Source organism: Methanobacterium sp. (genome assembly GCF_038562635.1).
Classification (GTDB): Archaea; Methanobacteriota; Methanobacteria; order Methanobacteriales; family Methanobacteriaceae; genus Methanobacterium_D.
The window spans coordinates 1,075,885-1,095,876 of the sequence record NZ_JBCFBO010000001.1 but is presented as its reverse complement, the minus strand read 5'-3'; the positions used below and the strand labels follow the sequence as shown (position 1 = coordinate 1,095,876).

The window sequence follows — 19,992 nt, the reverse complement described above, 5'->3', positions numbered from 1 at the left end:
TATAAAAAAATTTATACATCAACAGATACTGATAATTATTAACAGCCTACCTCTGGATAATTAATGTGGAGATGTGTTATAATTAAACAAAAACAAATAATTACAGTTTTATTAGTTATTTGTACTACAGTACTGCTTGGTGCAGGCGGAATACACTTAACTGAAATAAATAACCATTTAAATGGGAATTTAACCAGTTACGCGTCTGTTCAAGCAGCCCAATCGACATCAATGGTTAAGATGAGCGTCATTATCAGCGGAACTGGTGGAACTGTTACAAATAATTATTATATAAAAAAGAACATTCCTCAAACTCAATTGACCCATCAAATAGTAACTTTATCAAAAAAAGGCACACCTATAATTAGAGTTGGCAATGGGAGCGGTCCAAAAGTTATGATCGTTGCAGGGGTTCATGGAAATGAGTTGCCAAGCCAAATAGCTGCTTTAAAACTTGCAAATTACCTAAAAAGCAGGTCAATTAATGGAACAGTTTATATAGTGCCATTTGTTGTCCCATCCAACACGGCTAAAGATGTCCGCTACTGGAAAGGCAAAAACCTGAATAGAGTAGCTAATATTGCAGGTACGCCTACTAGCAAGATATTGAAACTGGCTAAACGGCTTAATATTAGTGTACTCGGAGATTTTCATTCTACTAAACCTGGCGGCGATCCGGGTAAAATGGCTGTTTTTTCTTCAAAACATCCTACATACCAAAGTTATATCATTGCTAAATACATTTGCAAGAAAACAGGGTCCTCATTGATTGCAGATAATCTGGCAGGTGTAGAATATCGTGGAGCACTGGAAGATACTACTAATTTGGCAGGAATTCCAGCTGTTACATGTGAAGTACTGTCTCCCCATGGCACTGTAAAATCAGGAAGCGTTACAAAGTCGTATAATCAAATGATAGCTCTTTTAAAATATAAAAAAATAATTTAATTTATTTTTATTTTTTCTGAACCGCAAAATCAAAGATTTTGCAGGTTGAAAAAACACTATATGTTTTTGAACCGCAAAATCAAAGATTTTGCAGGTTTTAGAAACTTGAATTATCAGCCCAGTATCCTTCTTAAAAGATAAGCCAGCCTTCTTAATAAGTATCCTAAGAAAACCTCTCGGGCTTGAATCCATCTTTTTAAGAAGGCTTCCCTGGATGTTATTTCCTTTATAACTGATCTAATCTCTTCTTTTGGTGAATACTTCCAGTATATTGGAATTCCAAGAGCTATTAAAGCCACTCCAGTTATTATTTGGGTGAAATTGCTCTGAGACATTATATAAATGGATATTATAACACCTAAAATGGGTATTATAGATGGAATTTTGATACCTCCATCATATTTTTTCCTTAGGGGAAATACGGAGATACATGTTAAAATATAACAGAAAAGAAGGGTAAAAACCGATAATATGATTAAACTGCTTATGGTTCCGAAGATGGCAGCGGCACCCGTAACTACACCTTGAACTATTAATGCAATGTAAGGTGTTTCATATTTCGGATGTTTTCTGGCAAATGCTTTGGGTAGAAGTCCGTCACCTGCCATTGCATAGGGTATCCTTGATGAAGAAAGGATACCTGCTTCATCAGATCCTGAAATTGAAAGAAGAGCTCCTACAGTGATAAAAACGGCTCCAAACCCTCCCATAAGTGCATATCCTGCAAATGTAAGTGGTGCAGATGATTGGGAAAGCTCTTGCCATGGTACTACGCCAACAATTACAAAATTTGTTATAATATAGAAAAGGGCAACAACACCCATTCCAAGTACAATAGCTTTTGGAATAGTCCTTTTTGAATCATATATTTCATCTGAAGGTACAGTTACAAGTTCAAATCCGATATATGCCCAAAATATCAAAACAATAGCACTTCCCAGGTTTCCAAGACCTACTGGTAGAAATGGGGTGAAATTAGAAACAAAGACTGAAGGATTTATTATGAAATAAACAATTCCAATGAGTGTTAATATAAAAATGGGGGCCAGCTTTAAGATTGTTAAAATATCGTTAATTCTACCGGCTTCTTTAACACCTAAATAGTTTATACCTGTTAATATTATGATAAATAGAATTTTGATAATAGTTTGTACTGTAAAAGGCATTCCTGGAAAAAAGTATTGAAGATAAGCTATAAATGCGAGGGGAAAAACTGCTATGGCGCTCCATTCTGCGAGTATAAGGGACCATCCTGATAAAAACCCTGTAAAATCTCCAAAAGCATCTTTAGCATACACATAAGGTCCGCCTGCGCGCGGAACAAGTGAGGAACATTCTGCAAAAGACAATGCTATTACAATGGCCATTATCCCTGCTAAAAACCATGCAGCGAGTGATGCGGGTCCTAAAAGTCCAGCTCCAAAAGCTGCTGCGATATATATGTCTGCACCGACAATGGTTCCAACCACGAGGTTTACAACATCAAAAAGGCTCAACATTTTTGTGGGCATGCTTTTTTTATATATTAATAAAAGTAAAAATAGATGATTAATTTTTAAGATATGAAAGATTAATGTATAATATAATCGATTTTTTAATATAGTTAACAATTGATTTCAATGATTAGATAGGTATGATTAGAATGTTTCAACCAACCAGAAGATGCGAGTCAATACAGCTTTCAGAAATAAGAAAAATGTTTGATATCACTGCAGAAGATGCTATTAATTTAAGCCTTGGAGAACCCGATTTTGATACGCCATTACATATCAGGGAAGCTGTAAAAAAAGCTTTAGATGATGGATTCACCCATTATACAGCAAATAAAGGGATTATAGAACTTAGAGAAGCTATATCCTGTAAATTTAAAGAGGAAAATAAACTTGATGTAGATCCAGAGTCCATACTTGTAACGGTTGGGGCAAGTCAAGCACTTTATATTAGTCTTCAAGCATTGGTAAATAGGGGAGATGAAGTTTTAATCCCGGATCCAGGATTTCTTTCATATGATGCATTTGTAAAGCTTGCTGAAGGTAAAATGGTTCCAGTAAGTCTCAAAGAAGAAAATGAATTTAGAATGACTCCTGAAGATGTCCTTGATAAAATAACAGATAAAACTAAAGCCTTAATTTTGAATTCTCCTTCAAACCCAACAGGTGCAGTCATGCAAAAAGAAGATATTAAGGGCATAGCTGAAATAGCGGAAGATCATGATATATATTTGATATCTGATGAAGTATATGAGCACATAATCTATGATGGAAAACATTACAGCCCTGGAAGGTATACTGAAAACGCAATAACCATAAATGCATTTTCTAAAACCTATGCGATGACTGGGTTTAGAATAGGATATATGACTGCAAAACCAGAGATCGCTGAAGAATTGCTGAAGGTTCATCAGTATAATGTGGCATGTGCCAGCTCTTTATCTCAAATAGCAGGTCTTGAAGCATTAACTGGACCACAGGAATGTGTCGGTGAAATGGTAGCTGAATTTAAACGAAGAAGAGACCTGGTAGTTAAGAGGTTGAATGAAATAGGAATCGGAATCAAAGCACCTAAAGGGGCGTTTTATGTATTTCCAAGGGTCCAAAACTCCCAGAAATTTGTAAATAAAGCTGTAGAAAAGGGAGTAATAATCGTTAATGGCAGTAGTTTTGGTAAATGTGGAGAAAATCATTTTAGATTGTCTTATGCTTCTTCATATGAAAATTTAGAGGAAGCTATGAACAGATTAGAAACTATTGAAATTTAATTATGAATTTCTGACAATTACAGCAAATGATGTAACTTATTAATCATCTGAATTCTAAATAATTAATAATTACATTTAATAATATTTAGAACAATATAATTCCAATTAAATTGATGGCCTAAATATTTGATTATTCATTAGAGTTTAAAATATATTTAAAATAATTTATAAAGAAAATAATAACTACTATGTGAAATTAACTGCAAATTAAGTTCGTATTTATGAAATAATCTATAAAATAGGAGATAATTAAATGTCAGAGGAAAATCAACTCGGAACTAAAATCCAGCAGATAAGAGAAAACCATGAAATGACTGTTGAACAACTGGCAGAAAAAAGTCAGTGCAGCAGGAAGGTTATAGAAAGTATTGAAAGTGGAGATTTGATCCCATCACTCACACCACTTATAAGGATTGCAAAAGTGTTGGATGTCCGTTTAGGTACTTTTCTTGATGATGCGCCTCAAATAGGGCCAGTAATGGTAAAATCAGGCAAATCAGAACAGGTGATCCATTTTTCAGGTAAAGAAGATCATCCTGATACAAGTGCTCTTGATTTTTATGCTCTGGCTTCTGGTAAAACAGACAGGCATATGGAGCCTTTTATTATTGATGTTCATCTCCATGAGACAGAAGAGTATAAACTGGCTTCACATGAAGGTGAAGAGTTCATTTATGTTATGGAAGGGCAAATTGAAATATTATACGGTCAGGAAAAATATCTGCTTTCTAAAGGGGACAGTATTTATTATGATTCAATTGTACCTCATGATTTACATGCTTACGGTGATAAGGATTCAAAAATCCTTGCAGTTGTATATACGCCATTTTAAAACAAATTTAACAGTTAATACAAATCTAAAAGTGATTTAAATGTTTACAGAGAAAGTTACACCGCGATTCGGAGATGCTGATGGACTTCGGCATATTAACAATACTGCACTTGTAGAGTGGTTTGAAGTCGGAAGAAATCCAATATTTAGAATGTTTACACCAGATCTTGACTTGAGTTATGAGAAATGGAAATTAATATTAGTTAGAACTGAATTTGATTACATCGGTCAAATGTACTATGGAATTGATGTTGAAATTAGGAGTTATATAACTCATATTGGAAACAGCTCATTTACAATAGGTCATGAGGCATGGCAGGATGGAGAGCTCAAAGCAAAGGGAAAAGCTGTTCTTGTACATTTTGATTTCTTAAATCAAAAAAGTGTACCTATTCCTGATGCAATAAAAGCCCAATTACATGAGCATTTAATATTAGAAGACAAAAATTGCAAATAAAAATTTAGAATGCATAAAGGAGCCAAAATATGCTTTTTACAGAAGATACGATTGGAGATTTCTTTGAAAAACAGGCAGAAAAAGATCCAGACAGGGAATTTATGGTTTATCCAGATAGGGATCTTCGTTTTACTTACAAACAATTTGATGAACGAGTAAATAAGCTTGCAAAAGGTTTGCTTTCAATTGGAGTTACTAAAGGCGACAATGTGGGGATCTGGGCATTAAATGTTCCAGATTGGATTACATTCTTATTTGCATGTGGAAAAATAGGGGCAGTTCTTGTAACAGTAAATACTGCATATAAAAGTCATGAACTGGATTATGTGTTAAAACAATCTGATATGAAAGCTCTTGCAATAACAGATGGATTCAGGGATGTCAATTATTTAAAGGTATTATATGAACTTGTTCCTGAACTTAAGACAAGTAAAAGAGGTAACTTAGAAAGTAAGGAATACCCTTGTCTTAAAAGTGTAATCTTCATAGGTCAGGAAAAGCATCGTGGGCTTTATAATACACATGAACTACTGCTGCTGGGTAAACATACCGACGACAGCAAGCTTTTAGAGGCTAAAAAAACTTTTGGCAGTGATGATGTGGTATGCATGCAGTATACCTCTGGAACAACTGGTTTCCCAAAGGGAGTAATGCTTACACACAAAAATATCATTAATAATGGGTATTATATTGGTGAAAACCTGAAATACACTGAAGATGATAGGTTATGTCTCACTGTACCAATGTTCCATTGTTTTGGAGTTACTCTAGGGCTTATGGCCATGTATACTCATGGCGGGACTTTAGTAATGCTTGAACAGTTCGATCCTCTTATGGTTCTTGCAGCAGTCCAAAAAGAGAAGTGTACTGCGCTTTATGGTGTTCCAACAATGTTTATTGCCGAGTATTCGCACCCAATGTTTGAAATGTTTGATTTATCCTCACTTAGAACTGGAATAATGGCGGGTTCAACATGTCCAATAGAGGCCATGAAGAAAGTAGTCAACGACATGAACATGACAGAAATAACCAGTGTTTACGGCCTAACTGAAGGATCACCGGGATTCACTCAGACAAGCGTTGATGACCCTCTTGAACTCAGGGTTGAAACTGTTGGGAGAAAATTACCCAATTGTGAGATTAAAGTTGTTGATCCTGAAACTGGTGAAACTGTTGGACCTGGAGAAGTGGGTGAAATTTGCAGTAGGGGCTACAATGTCATGAAAGGTTACTACAAAATGCCTGACAAAACTGCAGAAGCCATTGATGAAGATGGATGGCTACACAGTGGAGATTTAGTAACCTACGATGAAAACGGTTATTATACAGTCGTTGGAAGGATAAAAGATATGATAATCCGCGGTGGAGAAAACATTTATCCTCGTGAAATTGAAGAATTTTATTATACAATGCCTGGAATTAAAGATGTGCAGGTTATAGGAATTCCAGATGATAAATACGGTGAAATTGTAGGGGCATTTATGATTCTGGAGGAAGAAGCTGATATCAGTGAAGAAGATGTTAGAGATTTCGGCCTAGAAAGAATAGCACGCTATAAAGTCCCAAAACATGTTTTTTTCGTTGATGAATTCCCACTTACTGCAAGTGGTAAAATACAAAAATTCATAATGCGCGATCAGGCAGTAGAACTCCTTAAAAAGAGATTTGCTGAAGAAGAAGACGAAAATTAAGGGCATTTGATATGGGAGTAGGGCTATCCCTGCTCTTTAGATTTCTGTTTTAGTGAGATCGGACGCTTTGGAAACATTGCACTGAGTTAAATCGGTCTATAATTTTATAATGTTTCTGAAGCGGTATTATATTATTTTTATTTCTTTTATCTGGTCATTTAAATAAGTATAACTTAAAAATAAAATAAACATTAAATTCATAATATCTTTTAACCTGTAATTTGCAGATATCATTGAATAAAAAGCCTTTTAATTAAAATTAAAGAAATAATTTGGGTATCTGGATTAAAATGGGACATAGCCATTTGTGGCAATTATGTTATTAGGTCCATTGCTTAAAATTAAATAAGTGAATATATAATCTTAAAGAATTACAAAACATTCTAGATAAGGAAGTTGAATTATATGAGTAATTTATTTGCAGAAAGAATGAAAAGTGTACATAAATCATTTATCCGGGAAATATTAAAGGTTACAGAAGATAAAAACATCATTTCATTTGCAGGGGGTTTGCCAAATCCTAAATCTTTCCCTGTAAATGAAATAAATGACGCAGTATCCAAAATTCTGTCTCAAAATGGGGATGAAATTCTTCAATACAGTACAACTGAAGGATATTTACCCTTACGTGAGTACATTGCAGAAAGATATTCAAAAAAAGGTCTAAAAGTCAGTGCTGATGAAATATTAATTACGAATGGTTCACAGCAGGGGATAGACCTTGTCAGTAAGGTTTTTTTAAATAAAGGGGATAAAGTTCTCCTTGAAAATCCAACTTATCTTGCCGCAATACAGTCATTTGGATTATTTGAACCCCAATTTTTATCTGTTCCTTTGCTTGAAGACGGTGTAGATATAGATTCGCTCCAAAGGATACTGGACGAAAATAAAATAAAAATGTTCTATTCAATTACAAACTTCCAGAACCCAACTGGAATAACATATTCAAAGGAAAAAAGGCAAAAATTAGCTGAAATTCTTAAAAATGAAGATATTGTCTTTGTAGAAGACAACCCTTATGGTGAAATAAGATTTTTAGGTGAAGATATACCTCCTGTTAAGGTTTATCTTGAAGATTCTGTACTTTTTGGTTCTTTTTCCAAAATAGTATCTCCTGGAATGAGGCTTGGTTGGATAGTTGCAAACGAAGAAATAATGGAAAAAATCATTATTGCAAAACAGGCGTTGGACTTGCATTCAAATTACTTTACTCAAAGAGCCGTTTATCAGTATTTAATTGACAATGATATTGATGAACATATAGAAAAGATAAAAGGCATGTACAGAAATCAAAGAAACACTATGGTTTCCATGATAGAGAAATACTTACCGGAAAATGTAGAATATACAAAACCAGAGGGGGGAATGTTTTTATGGGTTACTCTTCCGGAAGGTCTGTCCTCAATGGACTTATTTGAACTGGCAATAAATGAAAATGTAGCATTTGTTCCAGGACAGGCATTTTATGTCGACGGGAGTGGAATAAATTCATTAAGGCTTAATTTCTCTAATTCAAATGATGAACAAATTGAAAAAGGTATAAAAAGGCTTGGAAATGCCATTAATGAACTCATGAATTAAAACCGGATAATGACAACATTTTAAAAAGGATATGGATTAACGGGGGCTGAAAACTGTGGAAGATATTGCAGATGAACTTAACCAAAAAGAAGACCATTCCAAAGACATAGCAGAAAAAGCTGTAAATAATCCTCAATTAATTTCTATCCTTTTAAATTTGATTTTTTCAGATGTTGCACGGATAAAATTTAGATCCATAAAGGTTTTGAACATAGTAAGTGGGGAAAATCCAGAAATTTTATATCCCCACGCTGATTTTTTTATAGAATTACTGGATAATGGTAATAAAGTTATCATGTGGAATGCTATGGATATTCTGGCCAATTTAAGTGCTGTAGATTCACAGGAAAAGATGGGAGATATTTTTGAAAAGTTCTATGGGTTTTTATCAGATGAATCAATGATCACTGCTGGACACGTTGTTGACAACAGTTGGAAAATAGCAAGAGCTAAGCCTGAATTTCAAAAAAAAATTACAGATAACCTCTTGAAACTTGAAAATATTCCAAGAGATCAGGAGTGTCGGAGTATACTTTTAGGTAAAGCTATTCTATCATTTGATAAATACTTTGATGAAATTCAGGATAAAGAAGAAGAAGTGATTTCTATGGTTAAAAGACAGCTTGACAGTCCGAGAAATGCTACTAAGGTAAAAGCAGAACGATTTTTAAAGAAATTCGCTCATGCCCAGAATGTTGTGTAAATAACATCGCTTCATTTTCATGTGATTAATGGTTAAGTAAATTGCATTTTTTAAGATAAATCCCATATAATCAATTAAAACTACAATTTAACATAAAATATAACTCATAGACATGAACGAAGAAATATTCTGATTAATGCTTTAAAAATATATTTTAATTTTAAAGGCTGAAAGATTTTTATATAATAACCACGATTATAATATATATGGTTATAAAAATACCATCAATAAAGATGTTGCTTAAATTCTATTTATTAAATGTACTCGAAAGAAGATAATATGAAGAATGAGGAATATGCGAAATTTTGGTTTGAGACGCCAGAAGAAAGTGCAGGATTCCTTTTATGGCAGATTACAAATTTATGGCAGCGAAAGATGAACTCTGCTCTAAAAGACCTGGACCTGACACACGTACAATTTGCTTTACTGGCGGGAATAGCCTGGCTTGAAAGGTATGAAAAACCAATTACGCAGGTGCGATTAGCTAAGTATGCAAATACAAATATTATGATGACTTCTAAAGTTATAAGAACTCTTGAAAAAAAAGATCTTATCTTAAGAGAGGAGTGTGAGACTGACACGCGGGCGAAATGCGTATCACTTACTGAAAAAGGTATTCAAAGATTTGAAAAAGCATTAAATGTTGTTAAGACTGTTGATGAGAAGTTTTTTGAAAATAAAGCTTATGATGAAGATTTTATAAAAAATTTAATGCACATTTTAAAGTTAAACCATGGAGAATGATAAAATGAATGATTTAAAAATAAGCAAAGAATGTAGTGATACTTTTGATAATATCATAGAAACAAGAAGATCTGTCCGATTTTTTAAGGATGAAATGCCCCCTAAAGAATCTATTGAGGATATAATCAAAGCGGGTCTATTTGCACCTTATGCTGCACAGGCTGTTAATGAAAGCGAGTATTTTAGAAAATTCATAGTTATTCCTAAAAACAGCGAAAAAATGAAAGAAATTGCAGAAATTGCAAAAAACAAAGCAAAACTCATGTCTGAACAATTAAAAGCTCAGATGGAAAAGAATCCTTATTTAAAAGAAAAAGGAAAGTCTTTTTCTAAAAGATTAGAATTGTTCGCTAATAAAGGTGTCCTTGGAATAGGAACGGCCCCTTATTATATTGTTGTAGCTGAAAAAAAGGGTTTTCCTCCAGTTGAACAGCAGTCACTTGCACATTGTCTTCAGAATATGTGGCTTAAGGCAACATCATTAGATATTGGATTCCATATTGTATCTGCTACAACTCAAATGGGTGAAGACGAAGATTTTTGTGAAATTCTGGGGATTAATCCTGGTGAGTTTGGGCTTAACGGCTGTGCTGTAGGTTATCCTAAAGAAATTCCTCCTAAGACTTCAAGGCCAGCAGTAGATGAAGTTACAAAGTGGATGGATTAAAAAAATTTCTTTATGATGGCAAACAGTTTAGAACAAAAAACTTGCCAGTACTTTAACTGTAGATAGGAGTATTTATCATATGCATTCAACTCCCAAGCAGTTAAATAATCCAACAGTTGAATAATTTTGTGGATACAGTCTATATTTTAGAAAGATCGAATCTGCCAAAGATATATCAAAACTTATCATGGATGGAAAGTTGAAGATAGAGTCAGGTGTTTTTTAATAAAGATAAAAAAGAAGAAATAATTATTTTTTACATTTTTAAGTGCTTTTTGGTAAACAATCATCTTCTTGTTCTATTAATTCATTTTGCTTTTTAAAAGTAGCTTTGTATGCAATTAAAAGACATATCAATACGATAGGTACTAAAATATCTGCATATAATGCATATCCTGCGTTTCCTGCTGCCATATTTCCTGTTTGTATAATATTAGCGATGTGCCCGTAGGCATCTCCAAGATAGAATGTAGATATTGCTATTACTGCAGCTGTCCAGAAATTATCCCTGAATTTCCAGCATAAAAGACCAAGAATTCCGTAGGATAAATTAGCGATTCCAACTTCAAACTGGAACGGACTTCCAGCAGGCCAGCCTATGGCTGCTGCAATCATATCTGCAAAAAATACATGTCCCATAAATGCCCATATTGAGCCAATTCCAACCATTACAACTAAAAACCATAATAAAAACACTTCAAATATTCTATTTTTTGTTCTTGTTTTACTTAAAAATAAATGTAAAACAGCGCCAATTAATGTCACCATCAAGAAAATATAAATCATTTCCACAGATGTTACCCCCTATTTAAATTAATATGATATTTAGGTGTAATATTTAAATATTGATTGATTGGTATGTTGTTTAACATATTTTTAGGTGCTGTAAATAATAATGGTGCAAGGAGGAAATAAAATGGAGATCAGATATGTTTGTCCGCTTATTACGGTTAAAAACATTGAAAAATCAAAAGAATTTTATGAAAATGTTTTAAAACAGGAAATAGAACTTGATTTGGGTGAAAATGTAGCTTTTAAAGGCGGTTTTGCTATTCATGACATGGAACATTTTCAGAATTTAACAGGTAAATCATTATCTAAAAGTGTTTCAAAAGATTTTATGGAACTTTATTTTGAGTTAAATGAAATTGAAGAGCTAGAATCAAAATTAGAATCATTAAATACAGAATTTGTGCATAAAATAAGGGAACAACCTTGGGGACAGAGGGTGATGAGGTTTTATGACCCTGATAATTATATCATTGAAGTTGGTGAACCTTTAGAATTTGTAGTTAAAAGATTCGCTGCTTGCGGGTTATCTTTAGAAGAAATAAGTGAAAAGTCTTCCATGCCTGTTGAGTTTGTTCAAATGGTTTTAGATCAAGATTTATAAGAAATTAACCCTTAGTCTGATTTTATTGGGATAATAAAGAAATTTCAATTATTTTAAATTTTTTAAAAATTAGATAGAATTTAGTTTTTTAGAAAGATGTTATAAAAATAGATTTTTTTATCACAGTGAAAAAACTGTCAAAAATCATAGATTTTGGAGTGGTTGAATGTGAGCGTCGGGGACGGGATTTGAACCCGCGTGATCCTAAGGATCATGGGATTAGCAGTCCCACGCCGTACCAGGCTGGGCCACCCCGACACATGATAAAAATAGTTATCCAGTAAAAAAGATGATTGTCTTTAATAGTTTATAATAGTTTTGGTTTTATCCTATTTAAAACTTGTCTGTTTTTATTATTTTGTACATCTTTTGGGTTAATTTGAATGGGCCCGTTCAAGAGTGGACAAACCTCCTGAACAATGGTGATCCAAAACCCCAACTCCGCCCCGTTGCTCCACAAGCATCAGCTGTCTGCAGTAGAGCTGCTTCTTTCCAGACCTGACCCGTTCCCACAGTTAAGACAGTTAACTTCAGCCCTACGGCTGAAATCCTACCACCACTGATCCTGCGGGACGAGGTTTCTACGTTGAGATTCTGGGCCAATGTCCATTCAGCTTGCCGCTTCTTGAACTTCGACCGCGCCGTATAGGGGATTTGCGCTTACAGAGGACCCCTAACTCTCCAGTCTAGCCCATATTAACTTTAGGTCTAATACTATTTTAACCTTACGATTAACAGCATGGCTATTTTATTACAGATGGGGCTTTATTTATAATAATTTTGAGTTTATTGGCAAAATTGAGGTCAATTAATAATTACTTTTTTAAACATCCTATTTTTTTGATTTAAGCAATTACATTAAATCCCTAGATTAATCATGATTGGAGAATTTATAAATTCTTTAAATGACAAATTAGTATCATGCCAAAATTTACACAGGAAAGTGGGTAAAATCTTAGATTACCTTATTATACTTGGTGTTGCTGCAGGTATTTATCTGGCGGCTAATATTGGGGCCAATGATATTGGTAACTCCATGGGAACTGCAGTAGGGAGTGGTGTTGTTAAGATGAGGCAAGCCCTTATAGTGGGGGCTGTGTTCATGTTTATTGGGGCCGTATTTTTAAGTGGTAATGTCATTAAAACTATATCTGGGGGTATAGTTGCATCATCATTTATAACTCCTATAGGGGCTGTAATAGCCACCTTGTCTGCAGGAATATGGGTTAGTATTTCTATTTTTAGGAGAACTCCTGTTTCAGGGAGCCATGCAATGGTTGGGGCTATTTTTGGATATGGGATTGTTTATGCAGGTATAACTCATATCCAATGGAATTCACTTTTTAATATCGCATTAAGCTGGATTTCATCTCCACTTTTGGGCCTTACAGTTGGTTTTGTGTTTTACTATCTTTTAAGAGTTTCACTTCTTGAGAAAACAACCAGTATGGCTGTAAGGGGCAGATTAGAAAAAGTATTCTCTTATTTGCAGATTGTGAGTTCCTGTTTCGCTGCTATGGGGGTGGGTGCTATAGATATTGCAGCTGCAACAGGTATAATGATTGCAGTAGCTGGAAGTGCTGCAAGTAGTGATATAAGAGTATTAGGTGCTATTGGAATTGTTTCTGGAATTTTAGTTGCCGGAAATAGAATTACAGGTACAGTTGGAAAAAGAATAACTAATTTGGTTCCAACAAGAGGTGTTTCAGCTCAAATAGCAGCTGCTTCTGTTATCTTACTTTTCACATTTTTAGGAATGCCTATATCTCCAACTCAAACACTTGTAGGGTCTGTAATTGGGGTGGGGCTTGCGAGGAAAACTAGAGATATTGGTGGTGATGTTGTAAAACAAATTGTATCTTCATGGGCTCTTACATTTCCGATATGTGCAGTTATATCTGGAACGCTATTTTTTGTTATATCTTCCTTTTTATAATAACTTAAAAAGAATTTTACAGTATTTGGGCATTTAATTTCCCAATACTCTTTCAATATTAAAAATTTTATGAAAAACAACAGTTTTCATAGTGTAACTTGTATGGCTATCTGATCTAAAAATAATATAACTTGCTTTAGATGACTATTTTTGATATTAATTGTAATGAATATCTGATAATTAAAGTGCTCTTAATGCTTTTATTATATCTCCATCTGAGATTATACCTCTTATTTTATGGTCATCCACTACAATCAGCTGATTTACAATTCCGCCACCAGCACCATATTTATTCATTTTTTTAACTGCAGTTTTCAGGTTATCTTGCGAGCCTATACAGATTACATCTTTTACCATGACTTTGTCGACGGTTGTTCCAAGTTCATATTTATCAAGAATCAGGTTATGTCCAAGATCTGTTGCTGTCACGATACCTAAAAGTATTCCATCTTCATCAACAACAGGAAGAGAACTTACCTTATATTTCATTAACTTTTCAAAAGCGAAAACAACGTCTTCATTGGGGGAAACTGTTATAACATCCTCTGTCATCACTTCTTTAACTTTTTGTTTCTCTAACATCTTCTTCACGTCCATATGTTTTTGTAATAGTTTCTATTATACAATCAATCGTGGTTGTAACGTCAATATTTTCAATAACGGGTATATCATACTTCTGGGCCTGATTTTCAAAGTATTTATGTGTCTTTCGTATTGCTCCAAAGTAGTTCATATACCTCTTTAAGGGCCTTCGAGCCCATAGCTGCCTGCACCTTGAGTAGAATCTTCCTTTATGAACTTCTTCATCCTGCAAGGTTAAAACAAACATGGCAACATTATGTTTACTCACAAGTTCTTCGTTTATAAATCCTGGAACGATATGAACGCCTTCAATGACTATACTTACTCCTTCTTTCAGTGCTCTTTCAATTACAGCTTCAACACCTACACTTACGGTATCGACATGGTCTCTAAATCCAATAATTACTTCATCCAGTTCCGGGGATGGTGGAATTCTTAAAGATTTATAAGCAGTGTAACTGGATTCAAATAAAGTTGGTAACAGTTCTTTTGATACCATCTTACGCATAACTTCTCTTATGATATCGGTGCTTGTCATGTTTCTTATTCCAAGCCTGTTAGCAACTTCAAACGCAATTGAAGATGTACCAACTCCTGAAGCTCCACCTATTAATATAATAAGGGGCTCTTTACATGTACGAATCCGTTTCCATAGTCCATATTTTTCAGCTACTTCTTCATTTTCTTCTTTTAATCTTGCACGGACTATTCCTACAAGGTCATCTAGACTTATAACTTTTATTCCTTCTTTTCTTAAATGTGCCTCTATTTGAGATGCGAATGTATATGCCTTATTTGGATCCATCTCTGCTCGAGTTAAAGATCGTGCTAAGACTCCTTTAGAAAAAGGCTCTCTATACTTTTTACCGCTTACTTCTCCTTCTACCATTATCATCCTCAATTTTTCACCTCAAATAGAATAAATATCAATTAATTAAATACTTTAAATTTCATTAAAATGGTTTAGATCCATATATTATATGCTGTTAACCATCAAAGTTGATTACATGTCTATTTCTTAAGATTATTGACATAAATAATTATACTATTTTATTTTAGGGTTATGAATATAATTCCTTTCTATAATTTTAATAAAGCATTCTTAAAGATTTATGAGTTGGGGGGATATTTTTATTTCTCTTTCATCTTCATTTATGTCTATTATGCCTGCAAAACCATGAGATGCTTCTCCTGGATTGAATATAATAGTATTCCCTATTTTATCGATGGCTACCGCTTCATGTATATGTCCACACAAGTTGATGGAAGGTTGAAACTCTTCTATTATCTTTCGAACACTTTTGCTTCCTACATGGTCTCCAGAAGGTATTAAATCAGTTTTTGTGTTGTAGGGCGGTGCATGAGTCACCAGTATTCTTATTTCCTGATTTTCAATTTGTTTCATCAGCTTTTTAAGTTCATCATATATTTCCATCTCTTCAAATTCAAGGGGCGTGTCAAATGGAGTTGGATTTGAGCCGCCAAACCCGCAAATACCTATATTTTTAATAATAATTGATCTGTTATGTATATTAATTGCACTTGAGTTTTCAATTTCCCCATAAACCCCTGATGGGTCGCAGTTACCAGGTATCGCAAATGTGGGAACATTAAATGCGCATATTTCATTTAATATGTCTCCACATAATTTGGGTGGCCCGAAATGTGTTATATCCCCAGTTAAAATTATTAGATCCACAGCATTTTTTTGAAGATAATTAAAGATTTTATGGCACTGTCCGTGTATATCGCCCATAACAAGAATTTTCATGTTGTAACTCCCTGAAATATAAAAAATTAAATTTATTTTATTTCTGGAAAAATGAAGCTATTTCTTTTAAACTTGCTTTAACGTTGTCTTGATCTCCATAAATTGCAACCACGTCATCTTCTTCAAATTCTATTATAACTCCATATTCTTCAGCAATATCATTTAATCTTTCCTCTGATAAAGGCTCCTGGAAGGTAACTTTTACCATTGAAAATCCGGAAGGAACTCCAACAGCAAATTTAGGTGCATTTTCCTCTTTTTCAACTACTCTTTCCCCTCTTGAAGCCCTCATAAGTTTATTAAGCCATTCATCTTTGTAATCTTTACCTACTTCCTCAGCAAGATCAAGAAGAGTATCCTGAATTGAATTTAGAAAATCATTTATTCTTTTTATTTCGTTCATCATGTCTGGGTTAGTAGGGTCTGCTTTATAAAAATTTATGGTAGTTTTTGCTAATCTAACAGTTTTAGGTACTTCATCTGGAATTTTGATTCCGCGTTTTCGAAGGTCAGTTAAAAGTTCAACAAGAACTAACCATGTTTGTTCCATAGGCAGTTCAGTCATAAGTGTCCTTCCAGTATTTTTTTAGTGTTGTAATTAAGTTTTGCATCAGCTGCTTTTAGTTCTTCGTCTATTTCAGCTGTACTTTTATATGAATCTAAGAATAAAACATGATAACTTTCTGTACCGCTTATGTTTAAAATGGCGATCTTTTCCTTTTCATCAATGTCTTTCTTTTCAAGGGAAGCTTTATATCTTACATATGGCCCATATTCTTGTGGTAATTCATCAAATTTAAATATTCCAACCAGTGTAGCAATAAACAAAAAAACACCTCGAATAATTTAAGTTTCAAACTAATCAAATTCAAATTCAAGTTAAAATATAAGCCTCAAAATATTTAAAAGTTTATATATTAAGTTTAGTATTTTGATAAAATAAGGAATAGACATCTATCTAAATTATTAAATATCATTTAATCTATTTAAAAGCTTAAACTAGCTATAGAATAAATATTTAAAATTATACGCAGAAATAGAAATATATTACTAAAAAAGTACCTTTAAAAATAAAGAAATAAGGGAGTGTTTATTCTCCGCCGGTTATTTCGTCTAATTTTGCTATTTGTTCAAGTGCAGAGTCCACAGCTATTTGGTGAACGTCAACAGTTAAGTCTTCAGGATTGAATCCCATTGCAAGACCTAAAAACTGAGCTAAGTGGAAAACAGGTATGTTGAATTCGTCACCGGTTTTCTTTTTAATTTCGGTCTGACCTACGTCAAACTGTAAGTGACAGAATGGGCATACGTTTACGATAGCGTCTGCACCAGCAGCTTCCATGTTGGTTAATTTGTCTTTAGTGTAGTCTAAAGCTACATCTAAGTCTCTTGAACGTACTCCACCACCAGCACCGCAGCACTGCATTTTGTCTCTGTAGTCTACAGATTTTGCACCGGTTGCTTCTACAATTTCATCTAAAATTGTTGGTTTCTCAGCGTTGTCTATTTCAATATCTGCTGTTGGCCTTAAGAAGTGGCATCCATAGTGTACAGCAACGTTAAGTCCGTCTAATGGGCTTGTAACAGCAGCTGCTATTTGGTCGAGGCCTACATCGTTGTATAATACTTCTGCAAAGTGTCTTACTTTGATGTCACCTTTGTATTCTCTTCCAACTTCAGAGAGAATTTCATTAACTTTTTCTTTTGCTGCTTCATCGTGAGCAAGTTCGTGATTAGTTTCAAATAATGTACCGAAACATCCGTTACATTCGGTCATTATGTCCATTCCCATATCTTCAGCTATGGTTATGTTTCTTGCAGCTATTGAGAGCCAGCTAGTTTTATCGAATGATCCAAATACACCTGGTGCAGGACAGCATGAAGCTCCTTCCATATCGTTTAATGTTATACCGAACTTTTCAAACATCACTCTTGATGCTTTTTCGATTCCAGGGTATCTGTTGTTCATTATACATCCTAAGAAATATGCGAAATCAGCCATTATAATCACTCCAAAAAATTTATTCTATTTCTCCTGTTTCCCAGTTGTATCCTATTAAACTGTCAAATCCAGTTTTCTTGAGTATTGTTCTTACTTCTTCTAATGCTTCTGGGTATTCGTGTGTGGTTGGTGGTAATTCGTTTAATCCAACTCTTTTTCTTAGTGCCATTGTAGCATCGTTTATAGGTACACCGTGTCCGGTTTTTAATACAAATACTCCGGTCATTTTGTGTGCCTGTGCCATTTTTCCTGCTTTGGACTGCATGTTTCTTATAATTTTAACGACATCTACAATTGCGACACCTCTTGGGCATCTTTCCTGGCATGCGTAGCATGTAACACATTCCCAGATTGTTTCATCATTTAAAACTTCAGTTTTAAGTCCCATGAGGGATTTTCTTATAATGTTCCTTATCCTGTAAGGGGTTCTTTTTCCTGATGGGCATGATCCGGTACAAGTACCACACTGGTAACATAAAGCTACGGTTTCTGCACCAGCATCTATTATTTCCTGTTTAAATCCTGGCTCTACTTCTTCAGCGCGTATTAGGTTCTCTTCTTTATTAAGTAAACTCATACTTCCACTTCCTTTGGGTTTGGGTTCGTCTTTTTTAGTTTCCTCAATGACTTCTGCTTCTTTTGGAGCAGCAGGTTCTTCAACATTTTCTTCTACAGCAGTTTCAGCTTCTGCAACGGGTTCAACTTCTTCTATTGTAGTTTCTTCTTCTACAACAGGTTCAGCTTCCTCCACAACAGGTTTTTCTTCTATTGTAGGCTTTTCTTCAATAGTCTCAGTTTTAACTTCAACTTCAGAAGGTTTTTCTTCTACAACAGGTTCTTTTTTAACTTCTTCTACTGCAGGGGCAGTTTGTTGTTTTGTCTCTGATTCAACTGGTTTTTTTTCCTCTTCGACGATTTCTGACATTTCAGATTCAGATTTATTTTCATCTTCCTCTTTCTCTGCCTCTCCCCCAGTTAAAAAATTTTTTAGTTTCTTTAAGCTTCTCATTCTTTTCACACCCTTGGTAACGGGTCTACGTGAAAACTTGTAATTTTCATATTTAGGTTGATGATCTGTGTATATATACCTTGCGGAAATTTTGCAAACTGTAACCTTTTTGATGACACCTATAAAATTCAAAATTTTGAATTATTTTTCAACTGTTTTTCGAAAAATAAAGAATAAATACCTGCTTATCAATGATAATATGGTAAATAAAAGAGTAGCTATGAGTAAAAATCCGTAAAAAATGGGTGGTGATATTAACGTAACTAGAATCACCGCAAAAAGGAAAGCTCCATAATATTTACCTACTGGATCATATACTAAGACCTTAAGCTTTGATGTAAGTATAAACTGCAAAAATACTAAAATTATGAGAAGCAGCAGCCAGTAGGGATAGATTCCAATAATTATGAATGTTAAGAATGCGACTAAAACAAGAATAAAATCTGCAGTTATATCAAAATATGCGCCATAATCTGATGAAACTCCTAATTTCCTGGCAAAATATCCATCAAAAGCATCTGTAATGACTGCAAGTAAAAAAACAAGGATTGCCACTATTTTCATGTTATTTATAAGCAAGTCTAAAAATAGAATGGATAATACAATTCTAAAGGCGGTTGTTCCTGTTGGAACTAAGATTAATTTGTTGATCTTCATTTTTATCCTTGCAATTAGTTATTTAAACTGGATATACAAATATTTTATAGTGAATAACATGTGAAAATTCCCTCAAAAAATCAAAGCCTTCAAAAACCGCTGGTTTTTGATGTTTGAAAATCGTAGATTTTCACATGTTACAAAATCGTAGTTAGCAAATCTTAAAAAATCTTCGATTTTTCATGTAGAAAAATACTTTGTATTTTTCTAACTTCGATTTGCACTCCAAACACGAAGCCTACAAAAAACGAAGTTTTTTGT

At 34.0% G+C, this 19,992-nt stretch carries 21 protein-coding genes, 1 tRNA gene and 1 other RNA gene; 11 read left to right on the top strand and 12 right to left on the bottom strand.

Annotated elements, in window-relative coordinates; all coding sequences use genetic code 11:
* The first annotated feature begins 63 nt into the window (after positions 1-63).
* Positions 64-948, top strand: a complete 885-nt coding sequence (locus AAGU07_RS05480; RefSeq protein ID WP_342458138.1) for a succinylglutamate desuccinylase/aspartoacylase family protein — start codon at positions 64-66, stop codon at positions 946-948.
* A gap of 113 nt (positions 949-1,061) precedes the next feature.
* Here the strand turns inward: AAGU07_RS05480 and AAGU07_RS05475 are convergent, their stop codons facing one another.
* Complete coding sequence (locus tag AAGU07_RS05475) at positions 1,062-2,459, bottom strand: amino acid permease (RefSeq protein ID WP_342458137.1); 1,398 nt, start codon at positions 2,457-2,459, stop codon at positions 1,062-1,064.
* Positions 2,460-2,590: 131 nt separating this feature from the next.
* Here AAGU07_RS05475 and AAGU07_RS05470 point away from each other — a divergent pair, with 131 nt between their 5' ends.
* The 8 genes from AAGU07_RS05470 (at position 2,591) to AAGU07_RS05435 (ending at position 10,381) form a co-directional block, all read left to right on the top strand.
* Positions 2,591-3,706 carry a pyridoxal phosphate-dependent aminotransferase gene (locus tag AAGU07_RS05470; RefSeq protein WP_342458136.1) on the top strand — a complete coding sequence of 372 codons (1,116 nt, stop codon included), beginning with the start codon at positions 2,591-2,593 and terminating at the stop codon, positions 3,704-3,706.
* A gap of 253 nt (positions 3,707-3,959) precedes the next feature.
* On the top strand, positions 3,960-4,538 hold the full coding sequence (locus AAGU07_RS05465; RefSeq protein WP_342458135.1) for an XRE family transcriptional regulator: 579 nt from the start codon (positions 3,960-3,962) through the stop codon (positions 4,536-4,538).
* Positions 4,539-4,578: 40 nt separating this feature from the next.
* Positions 4,579-4,995 (top strand): thioesterase family protein, encoded by a 417-nt coding sequence (locus AAGU07_RS05460; protein WP_342458134.1) that lies wholly within the window; start codon positions 4,579-4,581, stop codon positions 4,993-4,995.
* Between the two features lie 29 nt (positions 4,996-5,024).
* Positions 5,025-6,686 carry an AMP-binding protein gene (locus AAGU07_RS05455; protein ID WP_342458133.1) on the top strand — a complete coding sequence of 554 codons (1,662 nt, stop codon included), beginning with the start codon at positions 5,025-5,027 and terminating at the stop codon, positions 6,684-6,686.
* A 429-nt stretch (positions 6,687-7,115) separates the two neighbouring features.
* On the top strand, positions 7,116-8,267 hold the full coding sequence (locus tag AAGU07_RS05450; RefSeq protein WP_342458132.1) for a PLP-dependent aminotransferase family protein: 1,152 nt from the start codon (positions 7,116-7,118) through the stop codon (positions 8,265-8,267).
* Between the two features lie 55 nt (positions 8,268-8,322).
* Positions 8,323-8,970, top strand: a complete 648-nt coding sequence (locus AAGU07_RS05445; RefSeq protein WP_342458131.1) for a hypothetical protein — start codon at positions 8,323-8,325, stop codon at positions 8,968-8,970.
* Between the two features lie 279 nt (positions 8,971-9,249).
* The gene (locus AAGU07_RS05440) at positions 9,250-9,714 is read left to right on the top strand and encodes a MarR family transcriptional regulator (protein WP_342458130.1); all 465 of its coding nucleotides are present in this window, start codon (positions 9,250-9,252) and stop codon (positions 9,712-9,714) included.
* Between the two features lie 4 nt (positions 9,715-9,718).
* Complete coding sequence (locus AAGU07_RS05435) at positions 9,719-10,381, top strand: nitroreductase family protein (RefSeq protein WP_342458129.1); 663 nt, start codon at positions 9,719-9,721, stop codon at positions 10,379-10,381.
* A 264-nt stretch (positions 10,382-10,645) separates the two neighbouring features.
* Here the strand turns inward: AAGU07_RS05435 and AAGU07_RS05430 are convergent, their stop codons facing one another.
* A complete protein-coding gene (locus tag AAGU07_RS05430; protein WP_342459344.1) occupies positions 10,646-11,167 on the bottom strand; it encodes a DUF6790 family protein in 522 nt (173 codons plus the stop codon).
* 130 nt (positions 11,168-11,297) lie between these two features.
* Between AAGU07_RS05430 and AAGU07_RS05425 the strand changes: the two genes are divergently transcribed.
* The gene (locus tag AAGU07_RS05425; protein ID WP_342458128.1) at positions 11,298-11,774 is read left to right on the top strand and encodes a VOC family protein; all 477 of its coding nucleotides are present in this window, start codon (positions 11,298-11,300) and stop codon (positions 11,772-11,774) included.
* A 173-nt stretch (positions 11,775-11,947) separates the two neighbouring features.
* Here AAGU07_RS05425 and AAGU07_RS05420 read toward each other — a convergent pair.
* Positions 11,948-12,032 (bottom strand) — tRNA-Ser (locus AAGU07_RS05420).
* A 123-nt stretch (positions 12,033-12,155) separates the two neighbouring features.
* Positions 12,156-12,471: signal recognition particle sRNA (ffs, locus tag AAGU07_RS05415), an RNA gene on the bottom strand.
* 180 nt (positions 12,472-12,651) lie between these two features.
* On the opposite strand from ffs, the gene AAGU07_RS05410 reads away from it, so the two are divergent.
* Entirely contained in the window at positions 12,652-13,710 is a 1,059-nt protein-coding gene (locus AAGU07_RS05410; RefSeq protein WP_342458127.1) for an inorganic phosphate transporter, read from the top strand.
* A 180-nt stretch (positions 13,711-13,890) separates the two neighbouring features.
* On the opposite strand, the gene AAGU07_RS05405 is transcribed toward AAGU07_RS05410, so the two are convergent.
* The 8 genes from AAGU07_RS05405 to AAGU07_RS05370 form a co-directional block, all read right to left on the bottom strand.
* Complete coding sequence (locus AAGU07_RS05405) at positions 13,891-14,292, bottom strand: CBS domain-containing protein (RefSeq protein WP_342458126.1); 402 nt, start codon at positions 14,290-14,292, stop codon at positions 13,891-13,893.
* Positions 14,270-15,187, bottom strand: a complete 918-nt coding sequence (locus AAGU07_RS05400; protein ID WP_069585303.1) for a 2-phosphoglycerate kinase — start codon at positions 15,185-15,187, stop codon at positions 14,270-14,272. Before AAGU07_RS05400 ends, AAGU07_RS05405 begins: the two co-directional genes overlap by 23 nt.
* A gap of 207 nt (positions 15,188-15,394) precedes the next feature.
* Complete coding sequence (locus AAGU07_RS05395; RefSeq protein WP_342458125.1) at positions 15,395-16,063, bottom strand: metallophosphoesterase; 669 nt, start codon at positions 16,061-16,063, stop codon at positions 15,395-15,397.
* 37 nt (positions 16,064-16,100) lie between these two features.
* A complete protein-coding gene (locus AAGU07_RS05390) occupies positions 16,101-16,628 on the bottom strand; it encodes a DUF2096 domain-containing protein (protein WP_342458124.1) in 528 nt (175 codons plus the stop codon).
* Complete coding sequence (locus tag AAGU07_RS05385; RefSeq protein WP_342458123.1) at positions 16,625-16,891, bottom strand: DUF749 domain-containing protein; 267 nt, start codon at positions 16,889-16,891, stop codon at positions 16,625-16,627. The genes AAGU07_RS05390 and AAGU07_RS05385 overlap by 4 nt, the downstream gene beginning before the upstream one ends.
* Positions 16,892-17,153: 262 nt before the next feature.
* Positions 17,154-18,065 carry a CoB--CoM heterodisulfide reductase subunit B gene (gene hdrB, locus AAGU07_RS05380; RefSeq protein WP_342458122.1) on the bottom strand — a complete coding sequence of 304 codons (912 nt, stop codon included), beginning with the start codon at positions 18,063-18,065 and terminating at the stop codon, positions 17,154-17,156.
* Positions 18,066-18,084: 19 nt separating this feature from the next.
* Positions 18,085-19,074, bottom strand: coding sequence for a CoB--CoM heterodisulfide reductase subunit C (gene hdrC, locus AAGU07_RS05375; RefSeq protein ID WP_342458121.1), 990 nt, complete (start codon positions 19,072-19,074; stop codon positions 18,085-18,087).
* Positions 19,075-19,215: 141 nt separating this feature from the next.
* Positions 19,216-19,731, bottom strand: a complete 516-nt coding sequence (locus AAGU07_RS05370; RefSeq protein WP_342458120.1) for a CDP-alcohol phosphatidyltransferase family protein — start codon at positions 19,729-19,731, stop codon at positions 19,216-19,218.
* Positions 19,732-19,992 lie beyond the last annotated feature (261 nt).